This is a genomic window from Paraburkholderia sp. BR13439, assembly GCF_040948805.1.
Lineage (GTDB): Bacteria > Pseudomonadota > Gammaproteobacteria > Burkholderiales > Burkholderiaceae > Paraburkholderia > Paraburkholderia youngii.
Genome location: NZ_JBFPKN010000021.1, coordinates 142,650 through 161,358 on the forward strand (window position 1 = coordinate 142,650; position 18,709 = coordinate 161,358).

At 62.9% G+C, this 18,709-nt stretch carries 14 protein-coding genes and 2 pseudogenes; 9 read left to right on the forward strand and 7 right to left on the reverse strand.

What is annotated here, in order from left to right:
• Positions 1–42 precede the first annotated feature (42 nt).
• Positions 43–1,248, forward strand: coding sequence for an amino acid aminotransferase (locus AB3X96_RS32620; protein ID WP_368592889.1), 1,206 nt, complete (start codon positions 43–45; stop codon positions 1,246–1,248).
• A gap of 64 nt (positions 1,249–1,312) precedes the next feature.
• Here AB3X96_RS32620 and AB3X96_RS32625 read toward each other — a convergent pair whose 3' ends face one another.
• Positions 1,313–2,431 carry a patatin-like phospholipase family protein gene (locus AB3X96_RS32625; RefSeq protein ID WP_368592890.1) on the reverse strand — a complete coding sequence of 373 codons (1,119 nt, stop codon included), beginning with the start codon at positions 2,429–2,431 and terminating at the stop codon, positions 1,313–1,315.
• A gap of 301 nt (positions 2,432–2,732) precedes the next feature.
• Between AB3X96_RS32625 and AB3X96_RS32630 the strand changes: the two genes are divergently transcribed.
• From AB3X96_RS32630 to AB3X96_RS32650, 5 genes are all read left to right on the forward strand, one after another.
• Positions 2,733–4,769 (forward strand): ATP-binding protein, encoded by a 2,037-nt coding sequence (locus tag AB3X96_RS32630; protein WP_368592891.1) that lies wholly within the window; start codon positions 2,733–2,735, stop codon positions 4,767–4,769.
• Positions 4,770–4,835: 66 nt separating this feature from the next.
• Positions 4,836–5,801 carry a LysR family transcriptional regulator gene (locus tag AB3X96_RS32635; protein ID WP_368592892.1) on the forward strand — a complete coding sequence of 322 codons (966 nt, stop codon included), beginning with the start codon at positions 4,836–4,838 and terminating at the stop codon, positions 5,799–5,801.
• 52 nt (positions 5,802–5,853) lie between these two features.
• Positions 5,854–7,263, forward strand: coding sequence for an FAD-dependent tricarballylate dehydrogenase TcuA (gene tcuA, locus AB3X96_RS32640; RefSeq protein ID WP_368592893.1), 1,410 nt, complete (start codon positions 5,854–5,856; stop codon positions 7,261–7,263).
• Positions 7,250–8,467: a tricarballylate utilization 4Fe-4S protein TcuB gene (gene tcuB / locus AB3X96_RS32645; protein WP_368592894.1), complete on the forward strand. Its 1,218-nt coding sequence runs from the start codon at positions 7,250–7,252 to the stop codon at positions 8,465–8,467. The genes tcuA and tcuB overlap by 14 nt, the downstream gene beginning before the upstream one ends.
• Positions 8,468–8,512: 45 nt before the next feature.
• The gene (locus AB3X96_RS32650; RefSeq protein ID WP_368592895.1) at positions 8,513–9,826 is read left to right on the forward strand and encodes an MFS transporter; all 1,314 of its coding nucleotides are present in this window, start codon (positions 8,513–8,515) and stop codon (positions 9,824–9,826) included.
• Between the two features lie 77 nt (positions 9,827–9,903).
• Here the strand turns inward: AB3X96_RS32650 and AB3X96_RS32655 are convergent.
• Positions 9,904–10,296: pseudogene (locus AB3X96_RS32655) on the reverse strand (class II aldolase/adducin family protein); the annotation flags it as partial.
• Between the two features lie 381 nt (positions 10,297–10,677).
• On the opposite strand from AB3X96_RS32655, the gene AB3X96_RS32660 reads away from it, so the two are divergent.
• Positions 10,678–12,246, forward strand: a complete 1,569-nt coding sequence (locus tag AB3X96_RS32660) for a hypothetical protein (protein ID WP_368592896.1) — start codon at positions 10,678–10,680, stop codon at positions 12,244–12,246.
• Between the two features lie 249 nt (positions 12,247–12,495).
• On the forward strand, positions 12,496–13,188 hold the full coding sequence (locus AB3X96_RS32665; RefSeq protein WP_368592897.1) for a phosphatase PAP2 family protein: 693 nt from the start codon (positions 12,496–12,498) through the stop codon (positions 13,186–13,188).
• A gap of 176 nt (positions 13,189–13,364) precedes the next feature.
• Here AB3X96_RS32665 and AB3X96_RS32670 read toward each other — a convergent pair whose 3' ends face one another.
• Entirely contained in the window at positions 13,365–13,757 is a 393-nt protein-coding gene (locus tag AB3X96_RS32670; RefSeq protein ID WP_368592898.1) for a porin, read from the reverse strand.
• A gap of 71 nt (positions 13,758–13,828) precedes the next feature.
• Here AB3X96_RS32670 and AB3X96_RS32675 point away from each other — a divergent pair, with 71 nt between their 5' ends.
• Positions 13,829–14,179 (forward strand): hypothetical protein, encoded by a 351-nt coding sequence (locus AB3X96_RS32675; protein ID WP_368592899.1) that lies wholly within the window; start codon positions 13,829–13,831, stop codon positions 14,177–14,179.
• A 78-nt stretch (positions 14,180–14,257) separates the two neighbouring features.
• Here AB3X96_RS32675 and paaK read toward each other — a convergent pair whose 3' ends face one another.
• The 4 genes and pseudogenes from paaK to AB3X96_RS32695 all read right to left on the reverse strand — a co-directional run.
• A complete protein-coding gene (paaK, locus tag AB3X96_RS32680) occupies positions 14,258–15,583 on the reverse strand; it encodes a phenylacetate--CoA ligase PaaK (protein ID WP_176368656.1) in 1,326 nt (441 codons plus the stop codon).
• A gap of 37 nt (positions 15,584–15,620) precedes the next feature.
• Positions 15,621–17,180, reverse strand: a complete 1,560-nt coding sequence (paaH, locus tag AB3X96_RS32685; RefSeq protein ID WP_368592900.1) for a 3-hydroxyacyl-CoA dehydrogenase PaaH — start codon at positions 17,178–17,180, stop codon at positions 15,621–15,623.
• A 14-nt stretch (positions 17,181–17,194) separates the two neighbouring features.
• Entirely contained in the window at positions 17,195–18,397 is a 1,203-nt protein-coding gene (pcaF, locus tag AB3X96_RS32690) for a 3-oxoadipyl-CoA thiolase (protein ID WP_368592901.1), read from the reverse strand.
• A 187-nt stretch (positions 18,398–18,584) separates the two neighbouring features.
• Positions 18,585–18,709 (reverse strand): annotated as a pseudogene (locus AB3X96_RS32695) (phenylacetic acid degradation protein); the annotation flags it as partial.

An 18,709-nucleotide genomic window follows, 5' to 3' on the forward strand; every position in this document is an offset into this window, starting at 1 on the left:
ACCGCGCTTTTGCAATCTTTTGGCCTGATTCAAGGAACTAGCATGTTTGAACATATCGATGCCTATGCGGGCGACCCGATCCTCACTTTGAACGAAAACTTCGCGAAGGATTCGCGCGACCACAAGGTCAATCTGAGCATCGGCATTTACTATGACGATCAAGGCCGCTTGCCGGTGATGCAAGCGGTACGCGAGGCCGAAGGACAACTGCTCGCCGAGCTCGGTCCCAAGCCATACCTGCCGATGGCGGGCTTCGCCCACTACCGCGATGCCGTGCAATCGCTGGTGTTCGGCGACGACTCGTCGGCGCGTACCGAGGGGCGCATCGCGACCGTGCAGACCTTGGGCGGCTCGGGCGCGCTGAAGGTCGGTGCGGATTTCATCAAGCGCTACTTTGCGGGCTCGCGGGTATGGGTCAGCGATCCGACGTGGGAAAACCACCGCTTCATCTTCGAACGCGCCGGATTCGAAGTCAATGCGTACCCGTACTACGACGAGTCGAGCGGCGGTCTGAAGTTCGAAGAGATGCTATCGGCCATCGACGCTCTGCCTGCGCGCAGCGTCGTCCTGCTGCACGCGTGCTGTCACAACCCGACGGGTGTCGATCTGAACGACGCGCAATGGGTCCAGCTTATCGAGGTCATTGGAAAGCGGAACCTGCTGCCCTTTATCGACATGGCGTACCAAGGCTTCGGCGCTGGTATCGACGCCGACGCATTCGCGATTCGTGAACTGGTGCGCCAGAACGTGCCGGCGTTGGTGGCCAATTCGTTCTCGAAGAACTTCTCGCTGTATGGCGAGCGGTGCGGCGGACTGTCGGTGATTTGCGAGTCGCCGGATATTGCCGCGCGCGTATTGGGTCAATTGACGAGCGCTGTGCGCGCGAACTACAGCAATCCGCCGACGCATGGCGCGAAGATCGTAGCACGCGTGCTGACCACACCGGCGCTGCGGCAATCGTGGGAACAGGAGCTTGCCTCGATGTGCCGGCGCATCATGCGGATGCGCGCGGAGATCCATGAACGCCTGCGCGGCAAGGTGCCGGACACGATGCTCGCGCGCTACCTCGAGCAGCGCGGCATGTTCACGTACACGGGGCTGTCGGCGGACCAGGTCGACACGCTGCGCGAACGGCACGGCGTCTACCTGATCCGGTCCGGGCGCATGTGCGTCGCCGCGCTCAATGACAACAACGTTGCGACGGCGTCGCAGGCTATCGCCAAGGTCATCTCGCGGGCAGGCGATTGACAGCACCGCAGGCTGAGCGCGCCAGCCTGCTACGCGATGTCGTCAAATGCGCCGTCCGTCCATGTCAGTTTCGTCGCGCGCTCGCGTTGCCGCTGTGCTTAAGCGTCGGATCGATCAACGAAGCCTTGACGTCGACGGAAGACGCTTGCCCGAGCTTCGCGTAGCCGCCCTTGAGCCATACGTCGGCGACTTCACGGCCACGCTCGAACAGCGTGCTGAGCAATGACCAGGACGTGCTGCTCTTCGACACGAATCCGAACTTCGCCAGAAATTCGTCGTCGCGAATCAGGTGAAACCTGACGGGCTTGTAGCGGCTCTTGCTCGCCGCTTCCTCGCCGACCGAATCGAGCACGTGGTTGACCGCTTCGATCGCGTTGATCTCCAGCACCACGGACGCGTTGAAACCGATTTCATTGAGCCGTTCGAGAATGCCGCGCGCATCTTTGGGCGGCATATCGTGGCGCACGAACGGATTCGCGAGCACGAGAATCAGGTCCTGGGCATGCTCGATCAACGGCGCCAAAGGCGGGTTGCCCAGATAACCACCATCCCAGTACGGTATGCCGTCCACGCTGACGGTGCGAAACTCGTTCGGTAGGCATGCGGAAGCGCGCAATACGTCAATCGAAATAGCGGGGCGGGTGAAGATTGCGCGTTGGTTGGTTCGTACGTCGGTTGCGCAAATGAATAGTTGCGGGCCGTCGAGCGTCGTATTGAGCGCGGCGAGATCGTGCTCGGGGAGCGCGGAACGGATCACCGGCCCGAGCGGATCGCGGTAGAACGGATTGCCATAAGGCGAAGCGACGAGTCCGACGGCCTCCAGCATGATGGCGGCGGGATTCCAGTCGATATTCCAGCCGCCGAATGGGCCAGGTTCGGAAAAGCCGAGGAGCGCGTTGCCCGCCAGCGCGCCGGCGCGCGATACCGCTTCCCAAAACGCGCGCAGCATGTCGCGTGCTTTCGTTGCCCCGCTGGTTGCGAGACCCGCCGCGCACAGCGTCGCATTGATGCCGCCCGCGCTCGCGCCGCTGATTGCCGCGATATCGAGTGGCATTGCCTGCGACGAGGCCTCCAGCAGACGGTCCAGCACACCCCACGTGAACGCGCCGTGCGAACCGCCGCCTTGCAGGGCAAACGCGACCTTGGGGCCCTTGTGCCGCGTCGAGTTCCGAGGTTCCTCCATCGTCACGGCTCCTTCGCGTCTTGATCGCGTTCCGGCAATCTTACCCGTAAGTGTCACGCGTTTGGTCTAGCCTCGCCAGACGCGGCTGCGGGTTTGTCTCGGTTAAACCGCCGCCCCGCAGCAGGTACAGTGTGAGGCGATTTGCGGCGGGCCGGGGCCCAAACCTCGGCCGATCGATACTATTAATAGTCGCAAGCGACATATCCGATAAAAAACGGGCCATGAGAGAGAAGTTGAATGACATAAGCCAGCGTGCCAGGGCGGCATCGCGGGCTCATCGCGCTTGTCCGGGGGCGCCTCGATGAAACGGGATTTCGACCAGGATTGCCGAGGCGCGATCACGCTAAATGGGCTGGCGCGCAGGCTGGGGCGTACCCGTGGGCAGCTGATGCAGCGCTGGATCGCCGAGACTTCGGAGCAGGGCACGCACCCCGGTGCGGACAGCGGGCAGGGACTGACTGCCTGTTTCGCCTACATGCTGGCCGAGGTATGCGCTTCCTTGCTGGTCGCCGACAGCGACGCGTCTTTAACCGATCACGTAGGTATCGCGCAGCCCGGCAGGTTCTGGCCGGACGACTGGCGGGTCACGGATCTGTTTCGCAACATGGATCTGATGCAGCGCTTTCTGAAGCACGAGATCCGCGCGTATTTCGGTCCCGTTGCCGCTTCCGTCGACGTTCACATGCGGGCGCACGACGTTGTCGAGCGCACCTTTCGCGCGATGATCGAAAACGCGATCGAGGCGTACATGCAACGTCGGGCGGCCGAGGTGGCGGCGGCACAGGACAGCCTGCACACCGCGCTGACCGCGCTGAAGCTCACGGAGGAGCGCCTGCGTGTCGCGACGAGCGCGGCCGGCATCGGCATCTTCGAGTGGTGTGGCGCGTCGCGACAAGGCGTGTGGGAAAACCGCCGGATGTACGAAATCACCGGGCAGCCCGAGGACAGGGGCCCGTTGACGGAAACCGAGTTCATGACGTCGGTCGTTCATCCGGACGATGTCGAACTGCTGCGACGCCATTTCCAGGCCCGGCGGGTCTCCGGCGAACCGGTGCATGTCGCGTTCCGGCTGCACCGCATAAGCGATCGTGCGCTGAGGACCGTCGAAATGTTCGGGTATCTGCGACCGCCCATTCATCAGGACGATTACACGTTCATCGGCAGTTTGTGCGACGTGACGGAGCGGGCCGACGCGGAGGCGAAACTGCGCGACGCCGATCGCCGCAAGGACATCTTTCTGGCCACGCTCGCGCACGAGCTGCGCAATCCGTTGGCGCCCGTGCGCAACGCCGCGCATCTGCTGGGTCACAGCGCGGGAGCGGATCCCGCCAAACGCGAGTGGCTGCGCAATGTGATCGAACGGCAGACCGGTCATCTGTCGCATCTGATCGACGACCTGCTCGATGTATCGAGAATCACCACCGGCAAGATCGAGTTGAAGCGCGAGGTCTTCGATATCAGGCTGGCACTCGACCACGCTCTCGAGATCACGATGCCGGCTGCGTCGCAGCGGCATCACGACATCGTGCGTCTGCCGCTGGAGCACCCGGTGTACGTGCACGGCGACCCGGCGCGGATCACGCAGACATTTTCGAATCTGCTCGATAACGCGATCAAATACACCGACGACGGCGGCAGGATCGTCGTAAGCGCGACGCTCGTCGGCCGGGAAGTCTCCGTGACGGTGTCGGACACCGGCACGGGCATTTCGGACGACGCACTGCCTCACGTGTTCGATCTGTTCGTACAGGGTTCCTGCCACGGCGAGCCATCGAGGGGCGGTCTTGGGATCGGATTGTCGGTGTGCAAGACGCTGACCGAGATGCACGGCGGGACCATTGCCGCGAGGAGCGCAGGCAAGAACAGAGGCAGTGAATTCGAAATACGTCTACCCGTGTGCCAGGGCCGCGATCAGGACGCGAAGGACGGTGCCGAAGCCGGTCTGCCGGCGTCCGACCGTCTGCGGGTTCTGATCGTCGACGATAACAGCGATGCCGCTGTGTCGCTCGCGATGATTCTCGACGCGCACGATGTGCGCACCGCGCACAGCGGCGAAGACGCGCTTCAGATCGCCGCAGCGTTCGAGCCGCAGATCGTGTTCCTCGACCTTGGGCTGCCGGGAATCAGCGGCTATGAGGTGGCGCGTCGGCTGAGGGATCATCAGGCGGCCGGCAAGCGCGTTGAAATCGTCGCCGTCTCGGGATACGGACAGCCTGAGGACGTGGCTCACTCAGCGGAGGCGGGGTGTGATACGCATCTCGTCAAACCCGTCGATATCGAGGAACTGCTTGCGATCATCAGGCGGATGACCGGCGAAAAACGTAAACGCGAGCCGTGACCCGCCGTCAGTACCCATTTCCAATCTGCGACAATAGCCCCGATTCTCGTCCAGGCCGATCGTGAAATGGAACTCAGACAACTACGCTATTTCCTCAGCGTCGTCGAACACGGCAGCATGGGGAAGGCCGCGCTGGAGCTCGGCGTCGTCACTTCCGCGCTGAGTCAGCAGATCAGCCGCCTCGAAGGCGAACTGTCGACGCGCCTTTTGCAGCGCACCTCCAGCGGCGTCGTGCCGACCGATGCCGGTCTCGCGTTCTGGCGTCAGGCGCAACTCGCGCTGCGTCATATCGACGACGCGGCGCTCGCCGCGCGCGCTGCCCGGCTCTCGGGCCACGTCAGCGTCGGCATGGCGCCCAGCACCGCCAGCGTGCTCGGGGTCCCCTTCATGCAGGCCATGCGCGCGCGCTATCCCGACGTGCGGCTGCGCATCGTCGAAAGCCTGTCCGGCTATCTCGCGTCGATGCTGAGCGCACGCCAGATCGATCTTGCCGTGCTGTTTCGCCCGGAGCCCGCGCAGCGCTGGAGCGTCGTGTCGCTGCTCGACGAGCGGCTGTTCGTGATCGGCCGGCACGAGCTCGAAGGCATGCCGTCGGGCGCGAGCGTGCGTCTCGGGCAACTCGGCAAGCTTCCCCTCGTTCTTCCGAGCGGCGCGCACGGCCTGCGCTCGCTGCTGTCCGCCGCGTTCAAGCGGGCCAAATATGAACCGAACATCGCGGCCGAAGTAGACGGCCTCGCGCTGCTGATGGACGTCGTGCGCACGGGCATCGCCGCGACCATCCAGCCCGGCGCCGTACTCGCGCGGCCGGAGAACGCGGTACTGGCTAGCGTGCCCGTGTCCGAAAGCTTCGCCGTGCGGCCCAATATGATCGCGAGCATCTCCGACGACGAGCTTTCACCTGCGGGGCTCGCCGCGCGCGTGGTGCTCGCCGACGTCGCGCGCGAACTGGTGCGCGAAGGCCGCTGGCACGGCGCGCGCCTGCGTCAGTCGGAGGGCTTCACAAAAACTGAAGGCCTGTTGACGGCCCGCTGATGGCGGAGGACGAGCGCGACCTTTAGAGTGCGTCCGAAAGGAGGACCACAAGATGGTCGACGTACTCGTAATCGGAGGAGGCAATGCGGCGCTTTGCGCGGCATTGATGGCGCGCGAAGCCGGCGCGTCGGTTGTGCTCCTCGAATCGGCGCCGCGCGAATGGCGCGGCGGCAATTCCCAACACACCCGCAATTTGCGCTGCATGCACGACGCGCCGCAGGACGTGCTCGTCGATGCCTATCCGGAAGAAGAATTCTGGCAAGACCTGCTGAAGGTCACCGGCGGCATCACGAATGAGCATCTCGCGCGCCTGACGATTCGCGCGTCGTCGTCGTGCCGGCCCTGGATGCAAAAGCACGGCGTGCACTTTCAGCCGCCGCTGTCGGGCGCGCTGCATGTGGCGCGCACCAACGCGTTTTTCATGGGTGGCGGCAAGGCGCTCGTGAATGCGTATTACCGCAGTGCCGAGGCGCTGGGCGTCGAGATTCGCTATGACACGCCGGTCGATTCGCTCGAACTGGACGGCGGCCGTTTCGTCGCGGCCAGGAGTGGCAGCCAGCGCTTCGAGGCGCGCGCCTGCGTGCTGGCGGCGGGCGGCTTCGAATCGAACCGCGAATGGCTGCGCGAGGCCTGGGGGCAAAACGAGCGCGGCGAATGGCCCGCCGACAACTTCCTGATCCGCGGCACGCGTTTCAACAAGGGCGTGCTGATCCGCCACATGATGGATGCCGGCGCGGACATGATCGGCGATCCGTCGCAGTCGCACTGCGTGGCCATCGATGCGCGCGCGCCGCTCTATGACGGCGGCATCTGCACGCGCATCGACTGCGTGTCGCTGGGCGTGGTCGTCAATCGCGAGGCCGAGCGCTTCTACGACGAAGGCGAGGACTTCTGGCCGAAACGCTATGCGATCTGGGGACGCCTCGTTGCGCACCAGCCGGGACAGATCGGCTACTCGATCATCGATTCGAAGGCGATCGGCCGCTTCATGCCGCCGGTGTTTCCGGGCGTGAAGGCCGACACGCTGCCCGAACTCGCGCGCCAACTGAAGCTGCCGGAAGCACGCTTCGTGGAGACGCTGTCGCGTTACAACGAGTCATGCCGGGTCGGCACCTTCGATCACACCTCGCTCGACGACTGCCACACGGAAGGCGTCACACCGCCCAAGACGCACTGGGCCCGCCCCATCGACACGCCGCCGTTCTACGGCTACGCATTGCGTCCCGGCATCACGTTCACGTATCTCGGGCTGAAGACCAACGACCGCGCCCAGGTGCACTTCGGCGGCGAGGCGAGCGAGAACCTGTTCGTCGCGGGCGAGATGATGGCGGGCAACGTGCTCGGCAAGGGCTATACAGCGGGTGTCGGTATGTCGATCGGCACGGCGTTCGGGCGCATTGCCGGCACTCAGGCCGCGCGCGCCGCACTGCAGACTACGGAGGTTTCCTGTGCAGCAAACTGACACGCTCGCGTCCGAACGCACGCGCGCCGCGGCGTTCGAATCGAAGCACGACATGCAACGCACGCGCGGCGGCTCGCGCGTGATTCCGATCGTGCCGCTGACCGCAAGCGAAGGCGAAGTGGCGCGCCAGATGCAGATCTGCAACGCGTGCCGCTATTGCGAAGGCTTCTGCGCGGTGTTCCCGGCGATGACACGGCGCCTCGAATTCGGCAAGGCCGACGTCAACTATCTGGCCAATCTGTGCCATAACTGCGGCGCCTGCTACCACGCATGCCAGTACGCGCCGCCGCACGAATTCGCGGTCAACGTGCCGAAGGCGATGGCGCAAGTGCGCCTCGAAACCTACACCGAATACGCGTGGCCCAAGGCGCTGGGCGGCTTGTACAAGCGCAATGGCGTGACGCTGTCGGTCGCGCTGGCGGCGGGGCTCGCGCTGTTTCTGCTGCTCGGCACCGCAATGCATGGCGGATTGAGCGGCAACGTCGCGCCCGCGAACTTCTACGCGATCTTCCCGCACAACCTGCTGGCGGCGATGTTCGGCGCGGTCTTCCTGTTCGCGATCGTGGCGCTCGGCATCGGCGTGACGCGCTTCTGGCGCGACGTGTCGCCGGGAACCGCGAACGCGAGCACGCCGGCCGTGACGGAAGCGGCGAAAAACGCGCTGACGCTCAAGTATCTCGACGGCGGGCATGGCGATGGCTGCAACGAATCGAACGATGCCTTCACGCTCGCGCGGCGGAAATTTCACCACTTCACGTTCTACGGGTTCATGCTGTGTTTCACGGCAACGGTGGTGGCGACGCTCTATCACTACCTGCTCGGCGAGGAAGCGCCGTATCCGTTCTTCAGCTTACCGGTATTGCTCGGCACGGCGGGCGGGATCGGCCTGATCGTCGGGCCCTTGGGGCTCCTGTGGCTCAACCTGAAGCGCCATCCGGAGCAGGGCGATGCGCGTCAGCGTCCGATGGACCGTGCCTTCATCGCGCTGCTGTTGCTCACCAGCGCGTCGGGCCTCGGGCTGCTGGCTTTGCGCGAAACGGCGGCGATGCCGTGGCTGCTGGCGGTGCATCTTGGCATCGTGATCGCCTTGTTCGCGACGCTTCCGTACGGCAAGTTCGCGCACGGCATTTTCCGCTCGGCGGCGCTGCTCAAATCATCTATCGAAAAGCGCCAGCCCAATACCTTGGGTCTCGGCTCGGACTAGGCGCGACACGCGCCGCATATTTGCATAACAACAGGGGACATATTCATGAACGCTACCGAACCACTAGCCGGCACGCCGGTCGGGGCGCGCTCGTCCAAAGCCGCGGCCGTACTGCGCGTGACGAGCGGCAACTTCCTCGAGCAGTTCGACTTCTTTTTGTTCGGCTTCTACGCCACGTCGATCTCGAAGATTTTCTTTCCGGCGTCGAGCGAGTTCGCGTCGCTGATGCTGACCTTCGCCGTGTTCGGCGCGGGCTTTCTGATGCGTCCGTTGGGCGCGATCTTTCTCGGCGCCTATATCGACAAGGTGGGGCGGCGTACCGGCCTGATCGTCACGCTGTCGATCATGGCGAGCGGCACGATCCTGATCGCGTGCGTGCCCGGTTACGCGACCATCGGCCTGCTCGCGCCCGCGCTCGTTCTGCTCGGGCGGCTGTTGCAGGGCTTCTCGGCGGGCGCCGAGCTGGGCGGCGTGTCGGTGTATCTCGCGGAAATGGCCACGCCCGGCGCAAGGGGCTTCTACACGAGCTGGCAGTCGGCCAGCCAGCAGGTCGCGATCGTGATGGCGGCGGCGCTCGGCTACGGATTGAATCACTGGATGAGCGCGCAGCAGATCGGCGCGTGGGGCTGGCGCATTCCGTTCTTCATCGGCTGCGCGATCGTGCCGTTCCTGTTCATGCTGCGCCGCTCGCTGCAGGAAACCGCCGCGTTCGAGGCGCGCCGGCATCATCCGCAGACGCGCGAAATCTTCGCGATGCTGCTCAGCAACTGGCGCACGGTGATCGCGGGCATGCTGCTCACCGCGATGACGACGACCACGTTCTATCTGATCACCGTCTACACGCCAACCTTCGGCAAATCCGTTCTCAAACTGTCGACGTCCGATAGCCTGATGGTGACGTTGCTGGTGGGCGTGTCGAACTTCATCTGGCTGCCGATCGGCGGCGCGCTGTCGGACCGGATCGGCCGCAAGCCGATTCTGCTGACCATTGCCCTGCTGGCGATCTTCACCGCGTATCCGGCGCTGTCGTGGCTCGCCGCGGCGCCGAGCTTCGGCCGCATGCTGAGCGTGCTGCTGTGGTTCTCGTTCTTCTTCGGCATGTATAACGGCGCGATGGTCGCCGCGCTCACCGAGGTCATGCCGGCGGAGGTGCGCGTCGCGGGTTTTTCGCTGGCGTTCAGTCTCGCGACGGCGCTGTTCGGCGGCTTCACGCCGGCCGTGTCGACCTTCCTGATCGAAACCACGCACGACAAGGCCGCGCCCGGCTACTGGCTCAGCTTCGCCGCGCTGTGCGGGCTTGGCGCGACGCTTGGGCTCTATCGGCGGCGAGCGGAGCGGGCGGCTTCTTCGTCGGCGTGAGGCCTTTAGCGCGTTGCCGTTGACGTGCTGGGCTGTATGGAGAGGGCGCCGCCACGGCTGGCGGCGCCCTCTCGCTCATTCCCGATACGCGGATCGATCCGATCCAGCTTGCGCAGCAGCGCCGGCCATTCCATCACACCGTACGGGCGACGCGTCTGCGGTTGATAGTTCATGTAGCTCTCTTCGAGCACGTCTTTGGGCACCGGATTCAACTCCGTGTTGCAGGCCATCGCCGCGAGCTGCGCCTTGCACGACAGCTCCAGCCGATGCATCGCGTTGAATGTTTCGGGTATCGTCCGGCCGATGGTCAGCAAGCCGTGGTTGCGCAGGATCAGCGCGTTGTTGTCGCCGAGATCGCGCACCAGCGATTCGCGTTCGGAAAGATCGAGCACGACGCCGCAGTAATCGTGATAGCCGATTTTGTAGAAGCGCATCGCCGTTTGCGTGAGGGGCAGCAGTCCGCATTTCACGGGTTGAAGGCCATTCGGCTGACGGACGAATGGGCACGGCGCCAGTATCGACGCCGGGCCGTTCATCGTAACAAAGCGATTTCGTCTGCTTTATGGCTTCATTCCATCTGCGCTGCGTCTGTCCAGGAACCTCACGGGTGCCTTCGTCAGCGAGACCCGAAGGAATGTCCTCACCTTTGTGTGAGGTGACGTACAAATGGCTACGTTGGCGCGCGCGTATGCTTGTAAAAAAAATGACATATAGCACTATGAGACCGAAAGCGTCCTCGAATAGAGCTGCGCGACAGCTTCCTCGAGACACGTAAATTTCGGTGAACAGAACAATTCGAGAATACCTTGCGTGGAGGGTTCCAAATTCCAAATCAACCTTCCGAGGTTTCGATGACTGTCAGCGACCGGATGAACACTGGCATTTCGCTAGTGCGTCTGTGGGGTGTGTGGCTTATTGCGACCGGGGTTGCGTCGGTGCCATTCCTCGTCACGCTATATCCGCCTCTTGGGCAACACTTCTACAATATCGTCAGGGTCGATATCCTTTCTCATCCGGCTTCGTATGCGAGAAACTTTGTGGTTCATTGGGATGCCGTGCCTGACCTTGCCATGGACTTGACCCTCCCGTGGTTCACGAAGCTCATACCGGCAGAATGGGCCGCCTGGCTATTTACCCTCGCTGAACTCGGGCTATTGACGTCGGGCTGCCTGGTGTTGAGCCGTGTTGCCAATGGTCGCTGGTCATGGTTGCCGCTCGTCAGCTTCCTGCTACTCTATAACTGGATACTCATCCGCGGCTACGATAACTTTCTGTTCGGCCTTGGCATTTCCCTTTGGGCGATCGCCGCGCACGTGGCGCTGCGCAGAGCCACCCTCGCGCGGATCGTGGTCTCCTGCTGCAGTGCCCTTGTTATTTATTTTTGCCATCTGTTTCCACTCGCCGTTTTCGCTCTGGTCGTAGGCACGTGGGAACTTGGCTGTCTTCTTCGCGAGGGGAAGATCTCGAGTCAATCAATTGCTCGCCACGCGGCCGCGAGCGTCGTTCCGTTGCTGCTTCCTCTTGCACTGTTGGTCCGCAGCACCACCGGTGGCCTTCACGGGTCAACTCACTTCGGCCTTATCCACGTACTTTCGAAGCTCGCTTTCTGCATCGATGTCTTCTCGGTGGGCAATCGTGCGGGCGATGTGGCGATCGTGGCGGGTTTGAGCCTGTTCGTGTCCATTGGTCTCGTTCTGAAATGGTGGACGTGCGAGCCAGAGTTCCGGATAACCGTGTTTTCACTTCCACTGGTAGTCCTACTCGCACCGTTTGACGCATTTGCTTCCTATGGTGTGATCGAGCGATGTGCGATCAGCTTCGCGTTTTTGCTGACTGCGTTGGTCGGCATACGGCCCTCGGTGGCGCCACGTTTTCAACGTATCGGCGCAGTCGCGCTCACGCTTGTCTTCGTTTTCCGGATCATGACTGTGACTGAAGACTGGCGTGGCGGCAGGCCTGTCATTCAGGCTTACCGCGATACGTTCGCTTCGCTGAAGGCCGGTTCCGTGTTGTTCCAGTACAAGCAGGACACCGCCGACCGGTCTCCATGGAAAGACCCCCACCGCTGGAATCCATATCTGGACAAGGTGGTGGCGCTCGCAACGGTGAATGGCGTTCTGGTGCCGGATTTGTATCTCAAAGCGGGGCAGCAACCCGTGCTTTACCGGAGCGAGAACGTAGCATTGAGGGAGTTCCAGGACGACAGCTCCACCCGGAAACCGAATGTCTTAGCAGATGGCGAGATGTTGCGCGCCTGGTCGACTGAACTGCTGGATCGTTTCCCGGACCTTCAAAGCCGGTTCACGACGGTCTATCTTGCGGTGCTCGACCCGTACCGGCGTCTACCCGAGACGCTTGATGGTTGGCAACTGGTTGCGACTTTGCCGGAACATCGGCTCTATGAATTGCGCCCCCGCTGAGCTCGAATCTTGACGGCAGGCCACCACGACGGATGAGCGTTATACGGTCTCTACCAGGCATCATACGACGGTTTGCATCGAGCAGACTATCGTTGTTCCTTGATCTCTTCAGGTAGTAGGCCATCCTCAAAAGGATGCGATGAAATTGTGCAGTAGAAGTTGTCGGTGAAAGTAAGGGTCGTGAAATGTGGCACATCCAATGGACCATGCTGATTTCCGATGGGACCAGCTCGATATTCTTACAAGACAATGAACAGCATCGATTCATCTATCGAAACATATCTATCCAACATCCACTTCGGGAATCTCACGACCCAAACCATAGAGGTCATTGCAGACCTCTACACGTTCAAAGGGCTCGTACTCATACCGTTGCTGTGGTGGATGTGGTTTCAGCGTGGCGATCGCCGCGAATGGCGGCGGGAAATGGTGCTCGCAACGCTTCTCAGCGGCCTCCTGGCGCTCTTCGTCGGAAGGCTGCTGACTCACTGGTTACCGTTCCGAGTGCGTCCCGTCTTTAGCAGCGAGTTGCATCTGCGCTTCGCGGGTCGCGTCATCGACGACGCACAGCTGTCGACATGGAGTTCCTTCCCAAGCGATCACGCAATGCTATGGATGGCGATCGCGACTGGCATCTTCCTCGTGTGGCGGGCCATCGGTGTGCTGGTGCTTATCTATGCGGTGCTGGTCATTTGCGTGCCGCGCGCCTATCTCGGCTTTCACTATCCGTCCGACTTGCTGGTGGGCGCGCTCATCGGCACCGGAATCACCTATCTAATGACGCGAGATGCGATTCGCGTGCGCTACGCTACTCCGGCGCTGCGTTGGATGGAGCGTTACCCGGGACCGTCAGCATCGCTGGCGTTCATGCTGTGCCTCGAACTCGCCACGCAGTTCGACGAACTGCGCAAGCTGGCCGGCAGTGTGATCAGACACCTATGAATTACCCATCCTGATTCAATCGGCAATGCGTTTGAAACTGGCAGAGTAATCGTCGGCGTAGTAGCAGGCGTCTGGCAGTGTGGCGAGCAGCATGGAGTTGAAAGCGGTTACGACGCTGCGCAGTCACCGCCCGCAAGCGTTGCTGATCGCCACGTCCAGCCCAGAACAGCCGGATATCAGAACGCGGTGCGAAGGCCAACTCGTGCAATGGCTTGCGACGTCGTGCTAGACGATCCGTTGGGACCCATGATGCCGTTGATGGCAGCCTGCGAACCTGCGCTCGCCTTCTGATAAACGCCCTCCGCATAAACCATGCTCCGCTTGGAGAGCGAATAGTTCAGCGTTGCACCAAGCTGATGCGCGTGGTTGTTGTTGAGTTCCTCGTTACCCTTCAGGTACATATAGTTCCCGCCGAACGACCACGCGGGAGTGATCTGGCAACTGGCGCCGACTTGCGCGGTAAAGGCCGCGGCGAGTAATGAACCGATCGATCCAATACGGTAGAAAAGGGGGCGAAGCGGTATTCTTTTAGAATGGAAACCACACCAGGTTCCCCCGGAGGGCGGCACGTCGCGCGAGCGTCTGGGCTGGTATCTGAAGAAGACAGGGGAGGTGTTCCAGCACCGCGAGAACTTCCTGCGTGCGCAACGAAGGCCGCGACTATATGCGCGAGATGATCCGCAGCGCGTTCAGCGCTGAAGGCGACGCCGCGGCGTCAGCGGTCGCCGACGAACTGGCGTATTTCGGCATGCTCGGCTTCGACGGCGCTTTCGTCTCCTTTCAATCTGGCGACAACAGATCGATGGAAACGCATATGGCGCAGCTCACCGATGCGCTGATTGCGCTAGGCGAAGCGCGTGCCGCGTCGTTTCGGAAGGAGACCCAGGCGGCGGGCCGCAAGCGCGAGGCTAAACCGGCGAAGGACTCTGTCCGGCTGGCGGAGAAGCGGCAGAAAGGCAAAGCGGTGCAAAAGGGCGGTATCGCTGGCTAACTCAGCCTCGCGGGGCCACGTTGAACGGGCAGAGCGGGCGTTGCGCGAGTCCCCGCGCGCAGCGCCTCTGATCGATGCTTACAGGTTCGCGCCCCGCAGATCGACGACGCGTTTCGCCTTGCCGGTGGCGGTCATTGGAATATGTCCGGCAAGCGCGACCGAGACCGTCGTCGAGACGCCGACCATCGTCTTGATGCGATGCTGCAGTTCGCGCGCGAGCGCTGTCCGATCGTGGTCGCTCAACGACTCGCCGACCTCCGGCCGCGCTTCGACGCACACCGCCAGAGAATCCAGATGCCCGTCGCGTTTGACCGTCAATTGATATTGCGCGCTCAGCTTGGGAATCGCGAGAATCAGCTCTTCGATCTGGCTCGGAAACACGTTGACGCCCCGGATGATCAGCATGTCGTCCGAGCGTCCGGTGATCTTCGCCAGCCGGCGCATCGCGCGGGAAGTCGGGGGCAACAGCGAGGTCAGATCGCGCGTGCGATAGCGGATGACCGGCATGGCTTCCTTCGTCAGCGAAGTAAAGACCAGTTCGCCTTCGCTTCCATCCGGCAGCACCTCACCGGTAACGGGATCGATGATTTCCGGGTAGAAGTGGTCTTCCCAGATCACCGGACCGTCCTTGCTTTCGATGCACTCCGCCGCGACGCCAGGGCCCATCACTTCTGAGAGGCCGTAAATGTCGACCGCGTCGATTCCCGCCCGCGTTTCGATTTCACTACGCATGGCCTGGGTCCAGGGCTCGCCGCCGAAGACACCGACCTTCAGCGACGATTCGGCCGGATTCATCCCTTGGCGCGTCATCTCGTCGATCAGGTTAAGCATGTACGACGGCGTGACCAGAATGATCGACGGTTCGAAGTCGCGGATCAACTGAACCTGCTTTTCCGTTTGGCCGCCGGACATCGGCACCACCATGCAGCCGAGCCGCTCCGCACCGTAGTGAATGCCCAGCCCGCCCGTGAACAGGCCATAGCCGAATGCGTTGTGCAGCGTGTCGCCGCGACGGCCGCCGGCAGCGCGGATCGAACGCGCGACGATGTCGGCCCAGGTATCGATGTCGCGTGCGGTGTAGCCCACGACCGTCGGCTTGCCCGTGGTCCCGCTGGATGCATGCACACGCACCACCTGGTCGCGAGGTACGGCGAAAAGACCGAACGGATAGTTGTCGCGCAGGTCCTTCTTCGTCATGGTCGGAAACCTGGCCAGATCGGACAGTTCCTTCAGATCGTCCGGATGCACGCCAGCGGCATCGAACGCCTTGCGGTAATGCGCCACGTTGTCGTAGGCATGGCGGACCGACCATTTGAGGCGAGTCAGTTGCAGAGCCTGCAGCTCGTCGCGGCTGGCGCGTTCGATCGGTTCGAGTTCGTCGGATTGAGGGGTGCGTCGGACCATGGGAGTCTCCGGAATACTGGAATTGGATTGATTCGAGTCAGGCTGCGCTGTCGATGGCAGCGCGGGCATGCCATGACGCACGCGACCACGAAAGTGCGGCTAGTAGCGGTGAAACGCGGTACCGGTCTTCACCGTAATGGGTGCAGAGATTGCTCAGTACCGTAGAGAACAGAGCGACGCCCGCGTTATCCGCCCACTGCAGCGGGCCCAACGGATAGTTGACGCCTTTTTCCATCGCCAGGTCGAGATCCGCGGCCGTGCACACGCCCTGATTGACTGCATCGGCCGCTTCGTTCATCAGCATCGCGACGGTCCGCATCACGATCATGCCGGCCACGTCGGCCATCGGCACGACCGAGTAGCCGGCCGCCTGCATCGCGCCGACGACGGCCGCATAGGCCGAATCACTGCATTGCCGCGCACGGGCGAGCGCGACCGTGCTGCAGCCGGCGTAGTCGAGTGCGAGGTCGACGAGCACCACGTTGTCGTGATCCATGTCGTGAGCGCATTGAGTTGCCGTGCGCCCGTCGGTCAGTCGCAGCAGCGCGTCGTCGATTTGCGCGACCACACCGTCGACGCGTTCGGTTTCTGGCATCGTCGCCGTAACGAGCCCGGCATCCAGCAGCCTTTGTTGAAGCCGCGCGATCACGCCGGACTGCGGAAACAGTTTGACGACCCGCGGAGAATCCGCGGGTGGCGCAAGCCGCGGGCTCGGGCGCGCGGCGTTCGGGCCATATTCGTAGAAACCACGTCCCGATTTGCGGCCCAGAAAACCCGCATTGACCAGCTCCTGCTGAATCAACGACGGCGTGAACCGGGGATCGTTGAAATACGCACGAAACACCGACTCGGTGACCGCGAAATTGACGTCGTGTCCGATCAGGTCCATGAGCTCGAACGGTCCCATCCGGAAGCCGCCCGCCTCGCGGATCACCTCGTCGATCGACGCCGCACTCGCTGCCTGCTCGTTCAGAAGCCGCAGACCTTCGGCGTAAAACGGACGTGCCACGCGGTTCACGATGAAGCCGGGCGTCGAGCGCGCGTAGACGGGCGTCTTGCCCCACGCGGCGGCCGTTTCGTACACGCAGGTCGCGACGTCCGGCGATGTGGCGAGGCCGCCGACCACTTCGACCAGCGCCATCACGGGCGCGGGATTGAAGAAGTGCATGCCCACGAGGCGCGACGGAATCTTCAGCGTCGCACCGATCGCCGTGACGGAAATCGACGAAGTGTTGGTCGCGAGAATGCAGGCGTCGTCCACGTGCTCTTCGAGCTCGGCAAAAATCTTGCGCTTCACTTCCAGCCGTTCGGCGACGGCTTCGATGACGAGCCCCGCATCGCGCATCGCGGCCAACTGGTCGACCGCAAACAGCCTTCCGTTCGCTTGAGCGGCAGCCGTCGCGTCGAGGCGGCCTTTGTCGACGAGCCTCGCGAGATTCGCGGCGATGCCCTTAATGGCCTTTGCGACCGTAGCGGCATCGAGATCGAACAGGGCGACCCGGTGTCCGGCGAGCGCGGCCACCTGGGCGATGCCCGCACCCATCGCGCCCGCGCCGACGATGCCGACGATCGTGGAAGTCTTCAATACGTTCGACATGCTGGTGGCTCCGCTCAAACGCGCTCGATCGCAATCGCGATGCCCTGGCCAACGCCGATGCACATCGTGCAAAGCGCGAAGCGTGCGTTGCGGCGTTCGAGTTCGTAGGTCGCCGTCGTGACCAGCCGGGCACCCGAAGCGCCGAGCGGATGGCCCAACGCGATCGCACCGCCGTTCGGATTGACGCGGGGATCGTCTTGCGCGACGCCGAGACGGCGCAGCACCGCGATACCCTGCGACGCGAACGCTTCGTTCAGCTCGATCACGTCGAACTGGTCGAGCGTCATGCCGAGGCGCGCAAGCAGCTTCTCGGTGGCCGGTGCTGGTCCGATGCCCATGATGCGCGGCTCGACGCCCGCCGTAGCCATGCCCAGGATGCGGGCGCGCGGCGTCAGATGGTTGCGCTTCGCTGCCTCTTCGCCTGCGATCAGCAGCGCGCAAGCGCCGTCGTTGACACCCGAAGCGTTGCCCGCCGTCACCGTGCCGTTGGGGCGCACCACACCTTTGAGTTTCGCCAGCGCCTCGAGCGAGGTCTCGCGCGGATGCTCGTCGCGATCGACCACGAGGGGTTCGCCCTTCTTTTGGGGAATGCGCACCGCGGTGATTTCCTGGGCCAGCGTGCCGTCCGCCTGAGCGCGCGCGGCGCGTTGCTGGCTGCGCAGCGCAAAGCGGTCTTGCGAGTCGCGGTCCACGCCGAAGTCGTCGGCCACGTTTTCCGCCGTTTCGGGCATCGAGTCGACGCCGTACTGGCTGCGCATCAGCGAATTGACGAAGCGCCAGCCGATCGTCGTGTCATGGATTTCGGCCGAGCGCGAGAACGCCGTCGCCGACTTGCCGACCACGAAAGGTGCGCGCGTCATGCTTTCGACGCCGCCCGCAATGTAAAGGTCGCCATCGCCCGCCCGGATCGCGCGCGCGGCGCTGCCCACCGCGTCCATCCCCGAGCCGCACAGGCGGTTGATCGTGGAGCCGGGGACGTCGATCGGCAAGCCCGCGAGCAAAGCGGACATGCGTGCGACGTTGCGATTGTCCTCGCCGGCCTGGTTCGCGCATCCGTAGAGGACGTCCGCGACCTGCTGCCAGTCCACCGACGGATTGCGCTGCATCAGCGCGTGAATCGGCACGGCGCCGAGGTCGTCCGCGCGAACATCCTTCAGCACGCCTGCATAACGTCCGAACGGAGTGCGAATGGCATCACAGATAAAGGCTTCGGTCATGGTGTTTTCCGGTAGAGATATTGAACGATTCAGGCGTTGCATCCGCAACAGGGTTGCGCGGTGCGATCAGACATGGGCGGCTTCGCGCGGCGGCACGTGACGCCGTACCTACCGTCGGTGCTTGTTGAACAGTGAATGAGACATGAGATGGAACTTTGATCGAAGACGGGGTGTGATGCGCTTGCGCTCATCGTTCGTCGTAACTGACGACGACCTTCTCGCTCACCGGATGACACTGACACGTCAGCACGAACCCGTCGCGGACCTCGTGTTCTTCGAGCGTGTAGTTCTTTTCCATCTTCACTTCGCCCT

What these genes read in the sequence shown, in the direction of transcription:
- AB3X96_RS32665 (WP_368592897.1), top strand. Translation starts at nt 12,496, where the DNA reads ATGAACAGCATCGATTCATCTATCGAAACATATCTATCCAACATCCAC.
- AB3X96_RS32635 (WP_368592892.1), top strand. Translation starts at nt 4,836, where the DNA reads ATGGAACTCAGACAACTACGCTATTTCCTCAGCGTCGTCGAACACGGC.
- AB3X96_RS32650 (WP_368592895.1), top strand. Translation starts at nt 8,513, where the DNA reads ATGAACGCTACCGAACCACTAGCCGGCACGCCGGTCGGGGCGCGCTCG.
- paaK (WP_176368656.1), bottom strand. Translation starts at nt 15,583, where the DNA reads ATGGTCCGACGCACCCCTCAATCCGACGAACTCGAACCGATCGAACGC.
- AB3X96_RS32620 (WP_368592889.1), top strand. Translation starts at nt 43, where the DNA reads ATGTTTGAACATATCGATGCCTATGCGGGCGACCCGATCCTCACTTTG.
- paaH (WP_368592900.1), bottom strand. Translation starts at nt 17,180, where the DNA reads ATGTCGAACGTATTGAAGACTTCCACGATCGTCGGCATCGTCGGCGCG.
- AB3X96_RS32625 (WP_368592890.1), bottom strand. Translation starts at nt 2,431, where the DNA reads ATGGAGGAACCTCGGAACTCGACGCGGCACAAGGGCCCCAAGGTCGCG.
- AB3X96_RS32630 (WP_368592891.1), top strand. Translation starts at nt 2,733, where the DNA reads ATGAAACGGGATTTCGACCAGGATTGCCGAGGCGCGATCACGCTAAAT.
- AB3X96_RS32660 (WP_368592896.1), top strand. Translation starts at nt 10,678, where the DNA reads ATGACTGTCAGCGACCGGATGAACACTGGCATTTCGCTAGTGCGTCTG.
- pcaF (WP_368592901.1), bottom strand. Translation starts at nt 18,397, where the DNA reads ATGACCGAAGCCTTTATCTGTGATGCCATTCGCACTCCGTTCGGACGT.
- tcuA (WP_368592893.1), top strand. Translation starts at nt 5,854, where the DNA reads ATGGTCGACGTACTCGTAATCGGAGGAGGCAATGCGGCGCTTTGCGCG.